Below are 18407 nucleotides of genomic sequence, written 5' to 3'. Positions count from 1 at the left end.
TGGATCAAACCCAAGAGTCTCACCCCGGCAGAGGTTGCATTCATCGAAATACCTCTGGAGCCAATTCTAGCGCCAAAAGGCGGGACGGCATCAGAGGAGTTAAGGGGACAGAGTAATGGATATCCAAAACAAGGCGACAAGCCTTTGGAGTAACTTCTTCAACGTCCGAATGGTGCAAATCAGAACTTTCCACATGACGTGGTTTGCGTTCTTCTCCTGCTTCTTTGCATGGTTCGGTATCGCGCCCTTGATGATCATCGTGCGCGATGAGCTTGGGTTCACGAAATCGCAGGTTGGCTGGACGATCATCGCCTCGGTGGCGATGACGATTGTCGGGCGATTCTTTATTGGTTGGCTGTGTGACCGGATCGGTCCGAGGCTGGCCTATACATGGCTGCTGATCCTCGGCGCCTTCCCGGTGGCCGGGATTGGACTGGCCGACAGTTTCGAAAGCTTTCTGCTGTTCCGACTGATGATCGGTTTCATCGGTGCGTCGTTCGTTATTACCCAATACCATACGTCAGTGATGTTCGCGCCCAACGTGGTGGGAACCGCCAACGCAACCAGTGCAGGCTGGGGTAACCTGGGTGGCGGTGTAACGCAGTTCGCCATGCCGTTGATCTTCTCGATCTTCATCACGCTTGGCTTCACGGACGCCGCAAGCTGGCGTTTCTCGATGGTGGTAGTTGGGTGTGTGATCTTCGTGGTCGGCATTGCCTACTTCTTCCTTACACAAGATGCGCCGGACGGAAACTTCAAAGAACTTCGTGAAAAAGGCCAACTTGAGAAGAAAGAAAAGGTTACCGGTACGTATTTCAAAGCGATGGCAGATTATCGCGTTTGGGTACTGTTCTTCATCTATGCTGCTTGCTTCGGCATCGAGCTGACCGTCAACAACGTCGCCGCGCTGTACTTCTATGACTACTTCGATGGCATTACCCTTGTTACGGCCGGTTTGATTGCAGCATCGTTTGGTCTGATGAACATCTTTGCCCGTACTTTGGGCGGGATCTTCGGGGACAACTTCGCCTCACTCTGGGGCCTAAGGGGTCGTTCGTACTGGCTGTTCATTGTGCTTCTGGGCGAAGGCCTTGCGCTGATGCTGTTTAGCCGCATGGACGTACTGTTCCTGGCCATCCCAATGCTGATTATCTTCTCGCTGTTCACGCAGATGTCCGAGGGCGCCACCTATTCGGTCGTTCCCTTCGTCAACAAAAAGGCACTGGGCGCTGTGGCTGGTATCGTAGGTGCTGGTGGTAACGCCGGTGCGGTTGCCGCAGGCTTCTTGTTCAAAAGCGAGATGCCTTGGAACAACGCATTCCTCGTTATCGGCATCATGGTCTGCTGTGCTTCGGTCCTGGCTCTGTTCGTCCGCTTCTCGCCCGAGAAAGAAGCCGAAGAGAAGGCATTGTTCGAGAAGGCTCAACTTGAAGGGCTCGAGCTTCGCGCTGCCCGTGCTGTGAACGCCGTGAACAATTCGCGCTCTGTGGTGGATGAGTACAACCGCACCCACGCCGAAAAAATCTAATCGAAGAAAATTAGCGAGCCGCCCGTCCCGGTGGCTCGCCCGTCAAAATTCCTGAGGAGGGATCATTGTGGGACAAGATCTAAGAAACTGGACACCGGATGACGAGGCCTTCTGGGCTTCCACCGGCAAGTCCATCGCCAACCGAAATCTGTGGATTTCCATTCCCAGCCTGCTGTGTGGCTTCGCCGTTTGGCTGTACTGGGGCATCATCACAGTTCAGATGATCAACCTTGGCTTTGGCTTTGCCAAATCCGACCTGTTCACGCTGGGTGCGATTGCTGGCCTGACCGGCGCGACTTTGCGTATTCCGTCGACCTTCTTCATCCGTATTGCGGGGGGGCGAAACACCATTGTGTTTACCACCGCACTTTTGATGATCCCGGCCATCGGCGCTGGTCTGGCACTGCAAAACCCAGATACGCCGCTGTGGTACTTCCAAATCCTGGCCTTCCTGTCGGGTATCGGCGGCGGTAACTTCTCGTCCTCGATGTCCAACATCAGCTTCTTCTATCCGAAGAAAATTCAGGGCTATGCACTGGGTATGAACGCAGGTCTGGGCAACTTTGGTGTGACCACCATGCAGATCCTGATCCCGCTGGCCATGACTATGGGCATCTTCGGCGGTGAAAGCCGTACGCTGGTTAATACCTCGGGTACGCTGATCGGTAAGATCCCTGCTGGCACTGAAACTTACATCCAGAACGCGGGCTTGATCTGGCTGGTGTTCCTAGTCCCGCTGGCCATCATCGGCTGGATGGGGATGAACAACATCCGTGATGAACATGTGTCTCCGAACATCCCCGGTCCGCTTGGCGCCTTCGCTACGATCTCGGGCATGTTGCTGATCGGGTTCCTGACCGCTGCTTTCGGCCTGTGGCTGCTGCTGCCGGGCACCGAAGCCGGTCTGCCGACCTCGGGTCTGGGCGTGTCCAAGTGGATCGTACTGCCCATCGTTATCGCTTTGACTGTGCTGGGTCTGAAAATGATCCCCGGCGCTGTGGGGCAAAACCTGAGCCGTCAGTACAAGATCTTCGGAAACAAGCACACTTGGGCGATGACCGTGATCTACACCATGACCTTTGGTTCGTTCATCGGCTACTCGGCCGCGCTGGCACTGACCATCAAAGTTGTGTTCGGCTTCAGCCACATTGAAGTCGACGGTGTGATGACCCACGACATGGTAAACCCCAACGGCCCGTCGGCCCTGATGTTTGCCTGGATGGGCCCGTTCATCGGCGCTCTGATCCGCCCGCTGGGTGGTATGTGGGCTGACAAAGCTGGTGGCGCGAAAGTGACCCAGATCATCTCGGTCGTCATGGTCGCCTCGGCCTTGGGTGTCGCCTACTTCATCCAGCAGGCCTACTCGTCGGCAACCCCGGAACAATACTTCTACCCGTTCCTGGGTCTGTTCCTGATCCTGTTTGCCGCCACTGGCATTGGTAACGGTTCGACTTTCCGCACCATCGCGATGGTCTTCAACAAAGAGCAGGCTGGCCCTGCACTGGGTTGGACTGCTGCGGTTGCGGCTTACGGCGCCTTCATCATCCCCAAAGTGTTTGGTGAACAGCTGAAAGCCGGGACGCCTGAGTATGCGCTCTATGGTTTTGCGATCTTCTATGCGGTCTGCATCGCCATCAACTGGTGGTTCTATCTGCGCCCCGGCGCTTACGTGAAGAACCCCTGATACGTCTGCCCGCCTATCCCGGCACATGCCGGGGTAGGCCAGCCAACCTAGGAGAAATCAGATGAGCCACCTGCTCGACAGACTGAACTTCTTCCAGTCAAAAGAACTGGAACAGTTTTCAAACGGTCACGGCCAAGTGACCAACGAAAACCGCGACTGGGAGGACACCTATCGGAATCGCTGGCGCCACGACAAAGTTGTGCGCTCGACCCATGGTGTGAACTGTACCGGATCGTGTTCGTGGAAAATCTACGTGAAGTCGGGGATCGTAACCTGGGAAACCCAGCAAACCGATTACCCACGCACCCGCCCCGATCTACCCAACCACGAACCGCGCGGTTGCGCCCGTGGCGCGTCCTACAGCTGGTATCTGTATTCCGCAAACCGCGTGAAGAACCCGCTGGTACGTGGCCGCCTAATGAAAGTATGGCGCCGGATGCGCCAGACCATGTCGCCGATCGAGGCCTGGACCGCAATCCAGAGCGACCCGATCCTGCGCGACTCGTATGTGAAGACCCGCGGTAAGGGTGGCTTTGTCCGCGCAAGCTGGGACGAAGCAACCGAGATTACCGCCGCCGCCAACGCCTATACGGCTAAGAAACACGGCCCTGACCGCATTATTGGCTTCTCGCCGATCCCGGCGATGTCGATGATCTCATACGCTGCTGGCGCGCGTTACCTCAGCCTGATTGGTGGGGTCTGCGGATCCTTCTATGACTGGTATTGTGACCTTCCGCCGGCCTCGCCCATGACGTGGGGCGAACAGACCGACGTGCCGGAATCGGCCGACTGGTATAATGCTGGCTACCTGCTGCTCTGGGGCTCCAACGTGCCGCAGACCCGGACGCCGGATGCGCACTTCTATACCGAAGCCCGTTATCGCGGCACCAAGTCCGCCGTCATCTGCCCCGACTATTCGGAAGCTGCCAAGTTTGGCGACGTTTGGCTGAACGTCAAACAGGGTACCGACGCGGCGCTGGCGATGGCCTTTGGTCACGTGATCTTGCGTGAATTCCACTTGGACAACCAAGTTGAGTATTTCGAGGACTACTGCCGCAAGTATTCCGACTTCCCGATGCTGGTGAAGCTGGAAGACAAAAACGGCAAACTGGTTCCCGGCCGCTTCCTGCGTGCTGACGATCTGGACGGCAAGCTGGGTGAAGACAACAACCCGGAATGGAAGACCGTTGCTCTGGACGAGAAATCCGGTGGTCTGGTCGCGCCCAATGGCTCGATCGGGTATCGCTGGGGCGAAGACGGGGAATGGAACCTCGAAGAACGCGCCCAAGAGGCCGACACAGATCTGAAAATGACGCTGATCGGCGATGGCGACCATGATCGTGTTGCTGGCGTGGACTTCCCGTATTTCGGTGGCGACGCGACCGAACAGTTCTCGACCGGTGATGATCGTCCCGACGTTCTGACCCGCAACATCCCTGTACGCGAGATCCAGACCAAAGAAGGTGTGATCCGTGTAACCACCGTCTTCGATCTGTTCTGCGCCAACTACGGCCTTGATCGTGGTCTGGGCGGCGACTGGGTTGCCAAGGACTATAACGAAGACGTGCCGGGCACACCTGCTTGGGCCGAGAAGATCACCGGCGTGTCCGCCGACAAGATCGTCCACGTCGCCCGTGAATTCGCGCAAAACGCCGAGAAGACCAACGGCAAGTCGATGATCATCATCGGTGCTGCGATGAACCACTGGTACCACATGGACATGAACTATCGCGGCGTGATCAACATGCTGATCATGTGCGGTTGTGTCGGTCAGTCCGGCGGTGGTTGGGCGCACTACGTGGGTCAGGAAAAACTGCGCCCGCAGACCGGTTGGTTGCCGCTGGCCTTTGCGCTGGATTGGAACCGCCCACCGCGTCACATGAACTCGACCTCGATGTGGTATGCGCATTCGGATCAGTGGCGCTACGAGACACTGACCGCCAGCGAGATCATCTCGCCCACTGCACCGGAAGGTGACTGGGATGCGTCGATGATCGACTATAACATCCGTGCTGAACGGATGGGCTGGTTGCCATCGGCACCGCAGCTGAAAACCAACCCGCTGGACGTGGCAAAACAGGCCAAAGACGCCGGGATGGAAATCCCCGCCTATGTAGCCCAACAGCTAAAATCCGGCGATCTGGAAATGTCCTGCGAGGACCCGGATGCACCCGAAAACTGGCCGCGCAACCTGTTTGTCTGGCGCTCGAACCTGTTGGGTTCGTCGGGCAAGGGGCACGAGTACTTCCTGAAGCACCTTCTGGGCACCGATCACGGTGTTCTGGGTAAGGATCTTGGGGAAGAAGGCGGACAGCTTCCGAAAGAAGCCAAGTGGCATGACGAAGCCCCGCGCGGCAAGTTGGACCTGCTGGTTACGCTGGACTTCCGTATGTCGACCACCTGTGTCTATTCGGACATCGTTCTGCCCACGGCCTCTTGGTACGAAAAGAACGATCTGAACACCTCGGACATGCACCCGTTCATCCACCCGCTACAGGCGGCTGTGGATCCGGCATATGAAAGCAAGTCGGACTGGGAGATCTTCAAAGCGATTGCCCACAAGTTCCAGGAAGTTGCCCCGGAAATTCTGGGCGTGGAAACGGACATCGTTCAGGTACCGCTTCTGCATGATACCCCGGGCGAGCTGGCTCAAGATCAGGTGCGTGACTGGAAGAAGGACGAATGTGACCTAATTCCGGGCAAGACCGCGCCGAACTATGTGGCGGTGGAACGTGACTATACTGCAGTCTACGACCACTTCGTTTCGCTTGGTCCGCTTCTGGACAAGCTGGGCAATGGCGGCAAAGGCATTATGGTTGATGCCAAGCACGAAGTTCAGCACCTTCGCGAGTTGAATGGCGTGCACGAGGAAGGCCCCGCCAAAGGTCAGCCCAAGATCGTGACCGACATTGATGCGACCGAGGTCGTGTTGATGCTGGCGCCGGAAACCAACGGCGAAGTTGCTGTAAAAGCATGGGAGTCTCTGTCCAAAGCAACGGGCCGCGACCACACCCATCTGGCCAAACCTAAGGAAGACGAAAAGATCCGCTTCCGCGATATCGCGGCACAGCCACGCAAGATCATCTCGTCCCCGACATGGTCTGGTCTGGAAAGCGAAGATGTCTGCTATAACGCGGGCTACACCAACGTGCACGAGCTGATCCCATGGCGGACCCTGACCGGTCGTCAACAGACCTATCAGGATCACAAGTGGATGCTGGCCTTTGGTGAAGGCTTCCTGTCCTATCGTCCTCCGGTCGATCTGAAAACTATCACCGACGATGTTCACAGCGAGAAAGACTGGCCGCATGTGGTGTTGAACTTCATCACGCCGCACCAGAAATGGGGCATCCACTCGACCTATTCCGACAACCTTCACATGCTGACGCTGAACCGCGGTGGCCCGGTGATCTGGATCTCGGAAAACGACGCCAAATCGGCAGGTATTGTCGATAACGACTGGGTCGAGCTTTACAACTCGAACGGGGCACTTACGGCCCGTGCGATTGTGAGCCAGCGGATGAAGGACGGAACGACCTTCATGTATCACGCGCAAGAGAAAATCGTGAATACGCCCGGGTCTGAGAAGACCGGTAAACGTGGCGGCATTCACAACTCGGTCACGCGTACGACGCTGAAGCCCACCCACATGATCGGCGGCTATGCCCAGCAATCTTACGGTTTCAACTACTACGGAACTGTTGGTGCGAACCGCGATGAATTCGTTGTGGTGCGCAAGATGAAGAAGGTTGACTGGCTCGACCGTGAAGCGACCCCGAATAAGGAGGCAGCAGAATGAAGGTACGTGCTCAAATCGGCATGGTGTTGAACCTTGATAAATGTATCGGGTGCCACACCTGCTCTGTGACGTGTAAGAACGTCTGGACCTCGCGCGATGGTGTTGAATACGCATGGTTCAACAACGTGGAAAGCAAACCGGGCACCGGCTATCCGACCGACTGGGAAAACCAGGCGCGTTGGAACGGTGGCTGGGAACGCACCAAATCGGGCAAGTTGCAGCCCAAACAGGGGTCGAAATGGCGGATCTTGGCGAACATCTTCGCCAACCCCGACCTGCCCGAGATCGACGACTACTATGAGCCGTTCGATTTCGACTATGACCACCTGAAGTCGGCCCCTGAAATGGAGGCCTTCCCGACCGCGCGCCCGCGTTCCAAGATCACTGGCGAGCGGATGGAGAAGATCGAGAAGGGACCGAACTGGGAAGAGATCCTGGGTGGTGAATTCTCGAAGCGTGGTGAGGACTACAACTTCGAAGGCATCCAAAAGCAGATCTACGGGGAATACGAGAACACCTTCATGATGTATCTCCCCCGTCTGTGCGAACACTGCCTGAACCCGGCTTGTGCCGCGTCCTGCCCATCGGGCGCGATCTATAAGCGTGAAGAAGACGGCATCGTTCTGATCGACCAAGAGAAATGTCGTGGTTGGCGGATGTGTGTCTCGGGCTGTCCTTACAAAAAGGTCTACTATAACTGGTCGACCGGTAAGTCCGAGAAATGCACCCTGTGCTATCCGCGCATCGAAAGCGGCAACCCGACCGTATGTTCGGAAACCTGCGTTGGCCGGATCCGCTATCTGGGTGTGATGCTCTATGACGCCGACAAGATCGAGGAAGCCGCGAATGCGGAAGCCACCACCGATCTTTACGATGCGCAGCTGGGTGTCTTCCTTGACCCGAGCGATCCCGAGGTGATTGCCGCCGCAGCACGCGACGGTGTCCCGCAGGATTGGATCAAGGCAGCTCAGGAAAGCCCGATCTGGAAGATGGCGATGGAATGGAAAGTGGCGTTCCCGCTGCACCCCGAATATCGCACCCTTCCGATGGTCTGGTATATCCCGCCACTTAGCCCGATCCAGAACGCAGCCGAAGCCGGCGCAATCGGCACAGACGGCGCAATGCCCGACGTGAAGAACCTGCGTATCCCGGTCAAATATCTGGCCAACATGCTGACCGCTGGGGACGAAGCCCCCGTTGTCACGGCTCTGGAGCGGATGCTTGGTATGCGGGCCTATATGCGCTCGAAAACCATCGAAGGTGTTACCGATGAAGGTCTAGCAGAACGCGTTGGTCTGACCGGTCGGATGATCGAGGACATGTATAAAATCATGGCCTTGGCTGACTACGAAGACCGTTTCGTGATCCCAACCACGCACCGTGAGCAAGTCGAAGATGCTTACGATCTACGCGGCGGCTGCGGCTTCACTGACACCAATGGCTGTTCCGGTGGAACGTCGAAAGCATCGCTCTTTGGCGGTGCCAAGAAAGCCCTGAAAATGCCGTCGGAGGTGATGTAATGGACCGTTCGTTAAAAGCTATCTCGCTGGTTCTAAGCTACCCCACTCGCGAACTGCAGCAGGCCATGCCGGAAATCGGCGCGGTGCTGGCTTCGGACAGCCGTCTTACGGCGGCTGCCCGTCGCGACCTGCGCCCCTTGGTTGACGCCTTGGGTGCGCAGGACATCTATGATCTGGAAGAGCGGTATGTACTGCTCTTCGACCGCTCGCGCACTTTGTCGCTGAACTTGTTTGAACATGTTCACGGCGAAAGCCGCGATCGGGGCGGCGCGATGGTGTCGCTGGTCGAAATGTATCGCGAGGCCGGCTTCGATCCGGTGTCGAGCGAGCTGCCCGATCACCTGCCTGTTCTATTGGAATTCCTGTCCACGCGTCCCTATGCCGAGGTACAGGATACCCTGGCGGACGCGGCGCATATTCTGGAAGCGTTGAGCGAACGACTGGTTCGACGCGAAAGCCCATATGCTGCCGTGTTCGCCGCTTTGCTACAGCTGACAGGCGTAGAAGCCGACAAAGCGGCCGTGGCAGAGCTTCTGGAACAGCCCGAGGTCGATCCCAATGACCTCGATGCACTGGATGAGATCTGGGAGGAAAGCGAAGTCCGCTTCGGCCCCGATCCCAATGCCGGATGCCCACAAGTGCGCGACATGCTTTCGCGCATGGATGAACCCAAATCAGACACAGCAGCCCGCGCCCCTGGCGTGGCTGCGGAATGATGGAGGCAGAGATGCATAATTTTCTGTTCGGAATCTTCCCCTATATCGCCCTTGGCGTGGGGATCATGGGAAGCATCGCGCGCTATGACCGCGATCCCTTCACCTGGAAAACCTCGTCATCCCAAATGCTGCGACGCAAGCAGTTGGTGATGGGGTCCATCCTGTTCCATGTCGGTGTTCTGGTCATCTTCTTTGGCCACCTTGTCGGTCTTCTGACCCCGATCTGGATCTTTGACGCCATGGGCATCAGCCACGGCGCGAAACAGATTCTGGCCGTTGTGGCCGGTGGTATTGCAGGCGTCATGGCGCTGGTGGGCGGCGGTATGCTGTTCCACCGTCGCTGGACTGATCCGCGGATCCGCCAGACATCAAGCTTCTGGGATATTGCCATTCTTGGCATGTTGCTGGCGCAGCTGGTGCTTGGGATCTGCACGATCTTTGTCTCGCTGGGTCACCTAGACGGGCACGAGATGGTCAAGTTCATGTCGTGGGCACAAGGGATCTTCACATTTGATGGGGCTGCCGCCAGCTACATCTCGGATGTGTCGCTGATCTTCAAACTGCACCTGTTCCTTGGGCTGACAATCATCCTTGTCTTCCCGTTCACGCGCCTTGTGCACATGCTGTCGGCCCCTGTGCGCTATATCTGGCGTCCCGGCTATCAGGTGGTGCGTTCGCGCCGTCAGAAACCAGCGAACCCTGCGGAGTAAAGACCATGAATGCGGCCCTGTTCCCCGATCTCGTCGTCAATGGTGAAACCGTGCCTCATGCGGTGGTTGCCGCTGAAGCACAGAACCATGACGCCCCTACCGGCAAGCCCGGCATTGCCTGGCGCAAGGCAGCCAATGCTGTGGCGGTGCGGACCCTTCTTTTGCAAGAAGCCCGCCGTCGCCAGATCCCGGCCGAACCGGCCGAGGTCGCACCGGGCCGCTTTGAAACAGACGAGGAGGCCCTGATCCGGGGCCTTCTCGAAACCGAAGTCGAGGTCGCTTCGCCCAGCGAAGACGCCATTCACACCGAATGGTCCCGCGACCCATCCCGTTTTCGCGCACCGCCCTTGTGGGAGGTCTCGCACATCCTGATCGCTTGCGACCCGCGCGACACGGATGAAACAACTGCAGCAAAGGCCCGCGCCGATCACGTGCTGGCTGCTGTGACTGCAAACCCACGCAAGTTCGGCCACATCGCCGAAGAACACAGCGATTGCGGTTCGAAATCCTCAGCCGGGGCGCTGGGCCAGCTTGGGCCGGGCGACACAGTCCCCGAGTTCGAAAAGGTACTGCGTGGATTGGCCAGCGGAGCCGTCACGACTGAACCGGTTCTGACCCGCCATGGCTGGCACATCATCCGCATGGACGCTGCCGAAGAGGGGGCCGAACTGCCGTATGACAGCGTGAAACCCCGCATTGCCGACGCAATGGAAAAAGCCGCATGGGCCAAAGGCGCGCGCGCCTTTGTAGCCGAGCTTGCCGCCAAGGCCGAGATCTCGGGTGCGGATCTGAAACCGGTGACGTGATCCAACGGGACCGGGGCTAGGGAAAGGATTGAGAAATGAAGATTGCCTTCACGATGGCCTCGGGCCGCGGCGATACCGATGAACTCTTGCTTGAATTGGCAAGCCGGCTGACCTCTTTCGGGTGGCGTCTGGGCGGCATCGTCCAGATCAACACTGAACGGAGTTATGACGGTCCGTGTGACATGGACGTCAAAGTGCTTCCCGAAGGTCCTGTCCTGCGTATCTCGCAAAACCTTGGTCAAAACTCGCGCGGGTGTCGACTTGATGCAGGCGCGCTTGAAGCCTCGGTGGGATTGGCCGAAGCTGAACTGGCCAAGGGCATTGATTGCCTGATCATCAACAAATTCGGCAAGCAAGAGGCCGAAGGGCGCGGGTTTCGTGATGTGATCGCCAAGGCGCTTGCGGATGATATCCCCGTTCTGGTCGGGCTTAATCACCTGAACCAAGAAGCCTTCGAAGCGTATACAGCAGGCTTGGCCGTGCAGCTTGATGGCAATCTTGCCGCGCTTGAAAGCTGGTTCCTTGAGCATTCCTCGGACTTGAAATGCGCTTAAGGGTCGCGCTCTGAAATAGCGGCAACTTGAACGGATCGCAGAAACTGCGGTTTGTGATTAGACGCCGCCATTCGCTGCACTTGTCATGCATGAGCTCAGCGGTTCGAGCCCGCTGGGTTCTGCTGAATCCCTTTCCAAAATTTTGCAATGTTTCTAGACTGTTGCGCGGTAATCTCTTGCCAACCGCCGCTGCGGCACACGCCTCGACGAGCGGATTCCCTGATGCTAGGTTGCACGAAGATAGGGCAGGTCTATCGGACGGTGACCAGGGAAGCGGCTTATGGAAGATCGAAATTCGGACGAAAACGGCTGGGCCAGTGCTGCGCAATCCTGGATCAAGATCATGGATAGCTCGGACCACTTTGTGCGTCAGCACGTAATTGATCCCCTGATTGATGAACGGTTTCGCGCACTTGCACCAAAGACCGTTTTGGATGTTGGGTGCGGAGAGGGTCGCTATTGTCGCATGTTGCGCGATCTTGGGGGCGACGTGACAGGGCTGGATCCCGTGGATGCGTTGGTGGACGCCGCCCGTGAACGTGATCCGTCGGGCAGTTATGTGGCTGGGTTTTCTGAATCCCTACCGTTTGACGACAACAGCTTCGATCTGGTGCTCTGTGCAATGGTGTTGGGTACTGTGAACGACCTGAGTGCTGCGATTGCCCAAATGGCACGGGTTGTGAAGTCGGGGGGGCATATCCTGTTTGTCGACCGCACAAGCTTTGCCACCGCAAGTCACGCAGCCAACACGCCCAAATGCCAAGACACCGGGCGCAATTTGAACGTCGTGTCGAACTATCTGAAACCCCGGCAATACGACTTTCAATGGGGCGAGTTGCAAACCCGAAATTGGCATCGCCCTTTGTCCCATTACATGCAGGCATTTCTGGCCACCGGACTGACCCTGAAACGTTTTGACGAACCGCGCCCTAAGACGGGGCCGACGGACGCGTTCTGGAACTACATGAATTTGCCGTCGATCATGACAATGGAGTGGAGAAAACACTAGACAAGAAGCTTTTCAGTCTGGCAGAAAAAACTTGTTCTGGATTGGGTGAAATCCGCACTTATTGATTGAAATTGAGGAGTTACGCCCCCTGTCGCCCACATGTCGGCGACGAGGCGTGCAAACGAATGACTGTCATCCAATCCAATTCGGATTCAATGAAGCAAGCGGGATCTATCGGTACGGTCTTCATGGCACATGTGCTGGCCGATCCAGATGCGCCGTTCTTCATTCAGGGTGACACTCAAATCTCGCGCGGTGATTTCCTGCGCCAGGTCGTAGGGGTTCGCGCGTTCTTCAGTGCTCAGGGCATTGCTGCGGGTGCGGTGGTCGGATTGGCCAACACAGATCAGATACGAAGCTTTGCGGCGATGTTCGCGTTGTGGTCGCTTGGGGCCGCGCCGTTGGTGTTGGATTATCGGATCTCGCAGGCGGAGCGGCAGCATGTTGCACAGGCGGCTGGAGTCTCGGCCATCTTTAGCGACTTCAAAGGGCTTTCGGCACAGAGTGGCTGTCACAGTCTGCCTCGTGATTTGCCGCTGTCCGATGACATCATGGCGCTTACTTTCCCAAGCGATCCTGACGCTATCGTTGATTTTCGACAAAGCTCGGGCACGACGGCGCTGCCCAAATTGCAGCCCATCAGTGCCCAAACCCTATTTGACATGACCGAGAAACGCTGTGATCCACCCAGCCATGTCACGCAGGGAAACATCGTTTCGTGCTTGAATTTGGCCTTCGCGGGAACACGATATCTGTGGTTCCGCAATGCCTATCTGGGACGCGCGATTATTAGCGTTCCCTTGTTCTTCACACCCGCCCAACTGGACACGGCGATGCGCCACCCCTTAGCAGAAGAGGCGACACTTCCCCCGGTGATCATGAAGCGGCTGGTGGAGTATGTAGACGCGTTGGATGGCCAGCCCGCACACCCGCGTTATCCCAACCTCAGTAAACTGCAAAGTATTGGGGGGCCGTTGACCGGGCAGATGCTTTTGGATGTGCAACGGCTGCTGTCGGACCGGATCAGTACCACCTATTCCTTCTCTGAGGCGGGCGTGGTTTCGCGCCTTTATGGCGATGATATTGCCCGAAATCCCACCGCCGCTGGGCGTGTCCTGTCGGGCGTCACGGTTGCAACCGAAGACCAAGACGGAGAGCCCCTGCCAGCCCATATGCCCGGCAGCCTTGTTGTAACCAAGGATGGTGAAACTTTTCGCCCCGGTGATCATGGATATCTGTCGGACGAGGGGCTTCTGTACATCACCGGGCGAAGTGCCGAACGGTTCTGCCGCAACAGCGTAACCTTCACCGCATCCGACGTGGCGGAACGTATCCGCAGCTTGGATACGGTCACGGATTGCTGTGTTTTTGCGGCTCCCGGCCAACTGGACGGCGAGGACATCGTCGTCGCCGCCATCGAAAGCGATCCGGCAAACCAAGTCGACATTGCGTCAACTCTGCGCTCTCTGATGCTTGCCGAGATACGTCCTGACCATATCCGTTGCTATCCCGCCCTTCCACGCGGTTCGGCGATGAAAGTGTCTATCCAAGACCTTAAGCAACACCACTTACAGGAACCTGAAAAGTACCATGACCTCTGACTCGAACCATTCTGCCGAGACTTTAATGCCGATCATTCTGGATGCGTTTCGGGGATGCTTTCCGGGGCAAGAGATTTCGCCCGAAGAAGACTTCTTCAATCTGGGAGGTGACTCTTTGAAAGCGCAAGAATTTTGTCTCGCACTCGAAAAGCACCTGTCCGGTGAAATACACCCTTCGCTTTTGTTCGAAGCGTCCTCGCCAGACGAGATTGCAGAGTTTCTTGCCAGCACCCTTCCTGCCGCATGAAACGCCTTAGATTGTTGGCCAGTTGGTCGACATGTCCGGGGTCAAAGTATTGCCCGTGTGTACAGTGCAATCGGGCTTGTTCCCAGTTGGCGTAGAAACGGGCATTCACCTCGAGCGGATCGGGGGTATTGCCTCCGAACGATGCATCTTCCTTCCAGTCGATGCCAAAATTCAGAAGTAGCGGCAGTTGGACCTCGACCCAGGGCCGCGCATCAACCACAGCGGCGCACCCGACATCGTGACCACGTTCAAGCAGCCCATTTGCGATCCACAGCGCAATAGGTGCGCCTTGGCAGTTTCCGGCAACCAACTGCACATTGTTGGGAAGGGTCTGTGCAAGCTGATTTGCATAGTAGGCCGCTAAATGCTCGGCGCTGTCATAACGGTCCGAAGAGGCGCGCTGGATTTGGTTCAAAGATCTGAGAATGACGAGCGGCTGATCCTTCCCCAAGGCATGGGCCAGTTGTCGCGGTTCGTGCGCTGCGTTGAACACCCACACGATGGGGGGACGATCGCCTTCCGCGTTCAAAATTCGAATGACGCCGTGATCATCAAGCGGTTCGCCGGGCCAATGCCGGGTCAACTTGGACAGGGATTTCAGCGTTTTATGCAAGGCTGCTTCATTCATGATGTTTGTCTAGAACATCTTGCATTCTCCGCCAAGCTATGTGGAAAGAATACGACCTAAAGGTGAGTTGGCGATGAAATGGTTGCTTGCGTGGTACAGTTCTTAAATGCTCAAACAGGCAGGTCACAGTTTCGAAAATCAAGGAAGTAGCATGGAATTTCGTGCGCTCCCCCGGGGGGCAATCATACTGGATAACGTGTCAATTCCAGGCTGCATCATTGGAAGACCCGAGGATTTTGTTCTGGCCAAAGTTCCTTTGGGTAGCTGTGTGCCGGATCAGGAAGACGCGCCAGTTATCGACATGCAGGGGGCCATGGCCCTTCCTGCCTTTGTCGACATGCACACTCATTTGGACAGCGCGCAGACTTGGCCACGCTTGCCTACAGGAGAGGTGTCGCGTGACGGTGCCTTTAAAACCCTGACAAGCGATCATGCACACTGGACGCGTGACGACCTGATGCGCCGCATCGACTTTGCCCTGCGCTGTGCCTTTGCTCACGGCACATGCGCGATGCGGAGTCATATCGATGTGTCGAACCCTCAGCTGGATCTGGTCTTGTCAGTGCTCGACGAGATGCGCACCACATGGGGCGGGCGCATCGCCCTGCAAGCCAGCAGCTTAACGGCGCTGGGCCGGTTTGATGCGGATGAGAGAGACGCGCAGATTGCTAGTCGCTTCGCGGGTATGGGCGGGGCGCTGGGAGCTATCCTCGATCCGATCCACGATCTTCGTCCACGGCTAAAGGCGTTTCTGAGATTGGCAGCCTTGCATGGGCTGCCTGTTGATTTCCACGCCGATGAAACGCTTGTCGCAACCTCGGAATGTCTGCGTGTTCTTGCCGAGACGGTTACCGAAATCGGGTTTGACCTACCTGTCACCGTGAGCCACGCCTGCGCGCTGTCGGCACAGTCCGAGGCACGCGCCGTGCAGACCTTGGACCTTGTCGCCAAGGCCGGATTGCACGTCGTGTCGTTGCCCTTGGTCAATTTGCACCTGCAAGATCACCAGCCGGGCCGCACCCCACGCCGTCGCGGTATGACCTTGGTGCAGGAAATGCAGGCCCGTGGCATTCCGGTCAGTTTTGCCTCTGACAACATGCGCGATGCGTATTACCCGTTCGGGGATCTGGATATGTTTGACGTCCTACGCGATGCGACCCGCATTGCGCATCTGAACCACGCGGGGACGGATTGGCCGAAATCTGTTTCTCAAACACCCGCGCAGGCCTGTGGGTTTGATTTACCCGATCTGTTGGGTGGCGCACCGGATATGGTGATCTTCAACGCGCGCAATTGGTCCGAGCTTTTCGCCCGCCCGCAATCGGATCGCATCGTGGTCCGCAGCGGCCAAGCCATCACACGTAGTATTCCGCAGTTTCAAGAGCTTGATGACCTGTACGGCAGGCGATAACACCTTGGTATCGACAGATACGGCCGGTATGGAGCCCCCTATGTCCGACGCAATAAATAACCGGGTTCTCGTCGTGTTTTGTCACCCGTCACCCGAAAGCTTCAACGCCTCGGTAAAAGAGGCGGTGCTGGATACGATCCAAGAAGCCGGGGCCGAGGTCCGCGTCAACGACCTTTATGCGCGCGAATTCAATCCAGTGATGGAAGCGGATGAGCTGCGCAACTATCTGGATACCGGGCGCAACCGTCGTGGGCTCGAGGAAGATGTCGAGAGCATCTTGTGGTGCAATGCACTGGTCTTCATTTATCCCACTTGGTGCTATGGCGCGCCTGCGATGCTGAAAGGTTGGCTGGAACGCTGTCTTTTACCCGGCGTGGCTTTTGATCCAACGCTTGGGGACAGTGACACGATCCCGCGTGGGCTGGCACATATCACCCGCCTTGGCGTTTTCACCACCTGCGGCGCCAGCCTTGCGTTGACACATATGATGGGATCCCCCGGCAAAAACACGTTCCTACGCGGCGTGCGCGCACTGCTGGCACTGCGCTGCAAAACCAGCTTTGTGGCACATTACGCGATGGACAAATCCACCCCGACCAGCCGCGCTGCACACCTGCGGAAGGTCCGCTCGAAGATGCGCACCCTGCTTACATAATCGACGCGTGGGGGGCTGGAAACGCAGCCGTCGTCTGATGGACGGAAACGGGCAGTAGTCATTATCCGGGACGGTAAGGTTTGCAGGTTGACTATTTGTGGGTAACATCGCTGTCATATTCCACCCGAAATGCGAGCGTACCGCCTTTGGGTGACACCGATGCGGCTTCACCTGTTTTTGGGTCAGCCGCCATCAACAAAAAGGAACGATCCATGGCCAAGACCCCCAACAAAAACCCTTTTGATCCCAGTGAAATGTTCAAGATGTTCGACTTGGAGAAGTTACAGGAAATGTTCGATCCCCAAGCCCTGATGGACCAAATGCCAGATATGGGCGCACAAGGGGGCGACGTTTCAGACGCTATGGGGCGAAACAAACGCAACTTCGATGCTATGGTTGCAGCGAACAAATCTGCGGCAGAAACCTATCAGTCGCTGATGGCCCGCCAAATGGAAATCTTTAATCAACTGACCGCTGCTGCACAGGACTATGCACAGAACGTTGACACTTCAACTGAGGCCGCCAGCAAGAACGCGACGGCCTATTCCGAAACGATGGAAAAAGCATTTGGCCTGATGCAAGAGATGGCCGAGGCCACCCGTGACGCCAATGAAAAGGTCTATGAAGACACAAAGGCACAGGTTGGTAAGGTTCTGGATGAATTGAAGAAAAGCTGAACGGAAGTCAGCGGACCTCGCAATAAAGACAGGCACTCCTGACTTAGTCAGGGGTGCCTGAAAATACCTGCAGCTCGTTTGGTGTGTTGGGCGTTCATTGCCTCAGTCACTTAGATTGGAAATGGTTTGATATCCGGCCTCTGGGCTCGTGCGAAACCAGCCCTTTGCAAACCCCCGGCCACCAGTGCCAAAATTGATGCGCACCAAGCTCCAAAGCGTGAGAACAGAAAGCGCATCGCTTAAGAGCTTCTACCGGCCCCTTTTCACCACAATGCCCCACAATTGCTGCGCCGCTTCAGGCAATGCTTGACACAGGCAATCGCTTCTCGCCTTCTGATCCGAAAGGCGCAATTTGCGCGACGAACACCAGATATGAGGTCCCGATGAAACGTATTGTTGCAACTTGCCTGTTTGTTACCACGCTCCCCATGATCGCGCAGGCGCAAGAGGCGCGGAATTGGCAAGAACAGTGCATATCTGCAGTTCGCGGGGGCACGCTGGTGTGCCGTGCAACACAAACCGTGGTGGACGCGCAGAGCGGTGCGCCCATCGTGCGCAGCACCGTGGTCACGTCAGAAGAACTTGATCTTCCAGGCCATGCGCTTTTGTCCGTTGAATTGCCTGTCGGTGTGCACATCCCGTCTGGCGTAACTCTTGGCAATATCACCTTGGCGCTGGAAACCTGTGACACCGCCGCTTGCTATGCGCGCACGCCGTTCTCGGGCGAGGTTTCGGACATGTTTCTATCCGGAGGCACCCAGCCCCTCACATTCCGGATGTCGCCTGATCAGGACGTCAGCTTTACCCTTCAGCTTGATGGATTTGCACAAAGCTTCGACGCGATCAAACTTGCTGAATAAGC

16 protein-coding genes and 1 pseudogene are annotated in these 18407 nt (G+C 56.9%); 15 read left to right on the top strand and 2 right to left on the bottom strand.

Translation table 11 applies throughout. The annotated features are described in order from the left end of the window. Positions 1 to 115 precede the first annotated feature (115 nt). The 11 genes and pseudogenes from ALP8811_RS10805 to ALP8811_RS16565 all read left to right on the top strand — a co-directional run. A complete protein-coding gene (locus tag ALP8811_RS10805; RefSeq protein ID WP_108857113.1) occupies positions 116 to 1528 on the top strand; it encodes an MFS transporter in 1413 nt (470 codons plus the stop codon). Between the two features lie 67 nt (positions 1529 to 1595). Then, positions 1596 to 3212, top strand: a complete 1617-nt coding sequence (locus ALP8811_RS10800) for an MFS transporter (RefSeq protein WP_108857112.1) — start codon at positions 1596 to 1598, stop codon at positions 3210 to 3212. Positions 3213 to 3273: 61 nt separating this feature from the next. Next, entirely contained in the window at positions 3274 to 7011 is a 3738-nt protein-coding gene (locus ALP8811_RS10795; protein ID WP_108857111.1) for a nitrate reductase subunit alpha, read from the top strand. Next, positions 7008 to 8531, top strand: coding sequence for a nitrate reductase subunit beta (narH, locus tag ALP8811_RS10790; RefSeq protein ID WP_108857110.1), 1524 nt, complete (start codon positions 7008 to 7010; stop codon positions 8529 to 8531). The genes ALP8811_RS10795 and narH overlap by 4 nt, the downstream gene beginning before the upstream one ends. Beyond that, entirely contained in the window at positions 8531 to 9247 is a 717-nt protein-coding gene (narJ, locus tag ALP8811_RS10785) for a nitrate reductase molybdenum cofactor assembly chaperone (RefSeq protein ID WP_108857109.1), read from the top strand. The genes narH and narJ overlap by 1 nt, the downstream gene beginning before the upstream one ends. Before the next feature lie 11 nt (positions 9248 to 9258). Then, complete coding sequence (gene narI, locus ALP8811_RS10780; RefSeq protein ID WP_108857108.1) at positions 9259 to 9957, top strand: respiratory nitrate reductase subunit gamma; 699 nt, start codon at positions 9259 to 9261, stop codon at positions 9955 to 9957. A 5-nt stretch (positions 9958 to 9962) separates the two neighbouring features. After that, positions 9963 to 10763, top strand: a complete 801-nt coding sequence (locus tag ALP8811_RS10775; protein ID WP_108857107.1) for a peptidylprolyl isomerase — start codon at positions 9963 to 9965, stop codon at positions 10761 to 10763. Positions 10764 to 10798: 35 nt separating this feature from the next. Then, entirely contained in the window at positions 10799 to 11317 is a 519-nt protein-coding gene (locus ALP8811_RS10770; protein ID WP_108857106.1) for a DUF2478 domain-containing protein, read from the top strand. A gap of 280 nt (positions 11318 to 11597) precedes the next feature. Beyond that, the gene (locus tag ALP8811_RS10765; RefSeq protein ID WP_108857105.1) at positions 11598 to 12326 is read left to right on the top strand and encodes a class I SAM-dependent methyltransferase; all 729 of its coding nucleotides are present in this window, start codon (positions 11598 to 11600) and stop codon (positions 12324 to 12326) included. Positions 12327 to 12481: 155 nt separating this feature from the next. Then, entirely contained in the window at positions 12482 to 13927 is a 1446-nt protein-coding gene (locus ALP8811_RS10760) for an AMP-binding protein (protein ID WP_181363740.1), read from the top strand. Continuing rightward, positions 13917 to 14090, top strand: a pseudogene (locus ALP8811_RS16565) (acyl carrier protein); the annotation flags it as partial. The gene ALP8811_RS10760 and the pseudogene ALP8811_RS16565, both read left to right, overlap by 11 nt. Here ALP8811_RS16565 and ALP8811_RS10750 read toward each other — a convergent pair. Further along, positions 14023 to 14802 carry a thioesterase domain-containing protein gene (locus ALP8811_RS10750; protein ID WP_108857102.1) on the bottom strand — a complete coding sequence of 260 codons (780 nt, stop codon included), beginning with the start codon at positions 14800 to 14802 and terminating at the stop codon, positions 14023 to 14025. The pseudogene ALP8811_RS16565 and the gene ALP8811_RS10750 sit on opposite strands and share 68 nt — an antisense overlap. Positions 14803 to 14998: 196 nt before the next feature. Between ALP8811_RS10750 and ALP8811_RS10745 the strand changes: the two genes are divergently transcribed. Further along, complete coding sequence (locus ALP8811_RS10745) at positions 14999 to 16213, top strand: cytosine deaminase (RefSeq protein WP_245924618.1); 1215 nt, start codon at positions 14999 to 15001, stop codon at positions 16211 to 16213. 40 nt (positions 16214 to 16253) lie between these two features. Next, a complete protein-coding gene (locus ALP8811_RS10740) occupies positions 16254 to 16868 on the top strand; it encodes an NAD(P)H-dependent oxidoreductase (protein ID WP_108857100.1) in 615 nt (204 codons plus the stop codon). Positions 16869 to 16959: 91 nt separating this feature from the next. Here ALP8811_RS10740 and ALP8811_RS16505 read toward each other — a convergent pair whose 3' ends face one another. Then, positions 16960 to 17082, bottom strand: coding sequence for a hypothetical protein (locus ALP8811_RS16505; RefSeq protein WP_281260711.1), 123 nt, complete (start codon positions 17080 to 17082; stop codon positions 16960 to 16962). Between ALP8811_RS16505 and ALP8811_RS10735 the strand changes: the two genes are divergently transcribed. Together ALP8811_RS10735 and ALP8811_RS10730 are read left to right on the top strand one after the other, a co-directional pair. Then, entirely contained in the window at positions 17081 to 17545 is a 465-nt protein-coding gene (locus ALP8811_RS10735; protein WP_108857099.1) for a phasin family protein, read from the top strand. The genes ALP8811_RS16505 and ALP8811_RS10735 overlap by 2 nt on opposite strands. A 383-nt stretch (positions 17546 to 17928) precedes the next feature. After that, the gene (locus ALP8811_RS10730) at positions 17929 to 18405 is read left to right on the top strand and encodes an invasion associated locus B family protein (RefSeq protein WP_181363737.1); all 477 of its coding nucleotides are present in this window, start codon (positions 17929 to 17931) and stop codon (positions 18403 to 18405) included. Positions 18406 to 18407 lie beyond the last annotated feature (2 nt).

This window comes from Aliiroseovarius pelagivivens (assembly GCF_900302485.1).
Classification (GTDB): Bacteria; Pseudomonadota; Alphaproteobacteria; order Rhodobacterales; family Rhodobacteraceae; genus Aliiroseovarius; species Aliiroseovarius pelagivivens.
This window is presented reverse-complemented; position numbering and strand designations above follow the sequence as displayed.

Excerpts from the sequence above, each read along its gene's own strand:
- ALP8811_RS10765 (WP_108857105.1), top strand. The coding sequence starts at position 11,598 with ATGGAAGATCGAAATTCGGACGAAAACGGCTGGGCCAGTGCTGCGCAA.
- ALP8811_RS10750 (WP_108857102.1), bottom strand. The coding sequence starts at position 14,802 with ATGAATGAAGCAGCCTTGCATAAAACGCTGAAATCCCTGTCCAAGTTG.
- ALP8811_RS10740 (WP_108857100.1), top strand. The coding sequence starts at position 16,254 with ATGTCCGACGCAATAAATAACCGGGTTCTCGTCGTGTTTTGTCACCCG.
- ALP8811_RS10735 (WP_108857099.1), top strand. The coding sequence starts at position 17,081 with ATGGCCAAGACCCCCAACAAAAACCCTTTTGATCCCAGTGAAATGTTC.
- narH (WP_108857110.1), top strand. The coding sequence starts at position 7,008 with ATGAAGGTACGTGCTCAAATCGGCATGGTGTTGAACCTTGATAAATGT.
- ALP8811_RS16505 (WP_281260711.1), bottom strand. The coding sequence starts at position 17,082 with ATGGATCGTTCCTTTTTGTTGATGGCGGCTGACCCAAAAACAGGTGAA.
- ALP8811_RS10730 (WP_181363737.1), top strand. The coding sequence starts at position 17,929 with ATGAAACGTATTGTTGCAACTTGCCTGTTTGTTACCACGCTCCCCATG.
- ALP8811_RS10770 (WP_108857106.1), top strand. The coding sequence starts at position 10,799 with ATGAAGATTGCCTTCACGATGGCCTCGGGCCGCGGCGATACCGATGAA.
- ALP8811_RS10775 (WP_108857107.1), top strand. The coding sequence starts at position 9,963 with ATGAATGCGGCCCTGTTCCCCGATCTCGTCGTCAATGGTGAAACCGTG.
- ALP8811_RS10760 (WP_181363740.1), top strand. The coding sequence starts at position 12,482 with ATGAAGCAAGCGGGATCTATCGGTACGGTCTTCATGGCACATGTGCTG.
- ALP8811_RS10805 (WP_108857113.1), top strand. The coding sequence starts at position 116 with ATGGATATCCAAAACAAGGCGACAAGCCTTTGGAGTAACTTCTTCAAC.
- ALP8811_RS10795 (WP_108857111.1), top strand. The coding sequence starts at position 3,274 with ATGAGCCACCTGCTCGACAGACTGAACTTCTTCCAGTCAAAAGAACTG.
- narJ (WP_108857109.1), top strand. The coding sequence starts at position 8,531 with ATGGACCGTTCGTTAAAAGCTATCTCGCTGGTTCTAAGCTACCCCACT.
- narI (WP_108857108.1), top strand. The coding sequence starts at position 9,259 with ATGCATAATTTTCTGTTCGGAATCTTCCCCTATATCGCCCTTGGCGTG.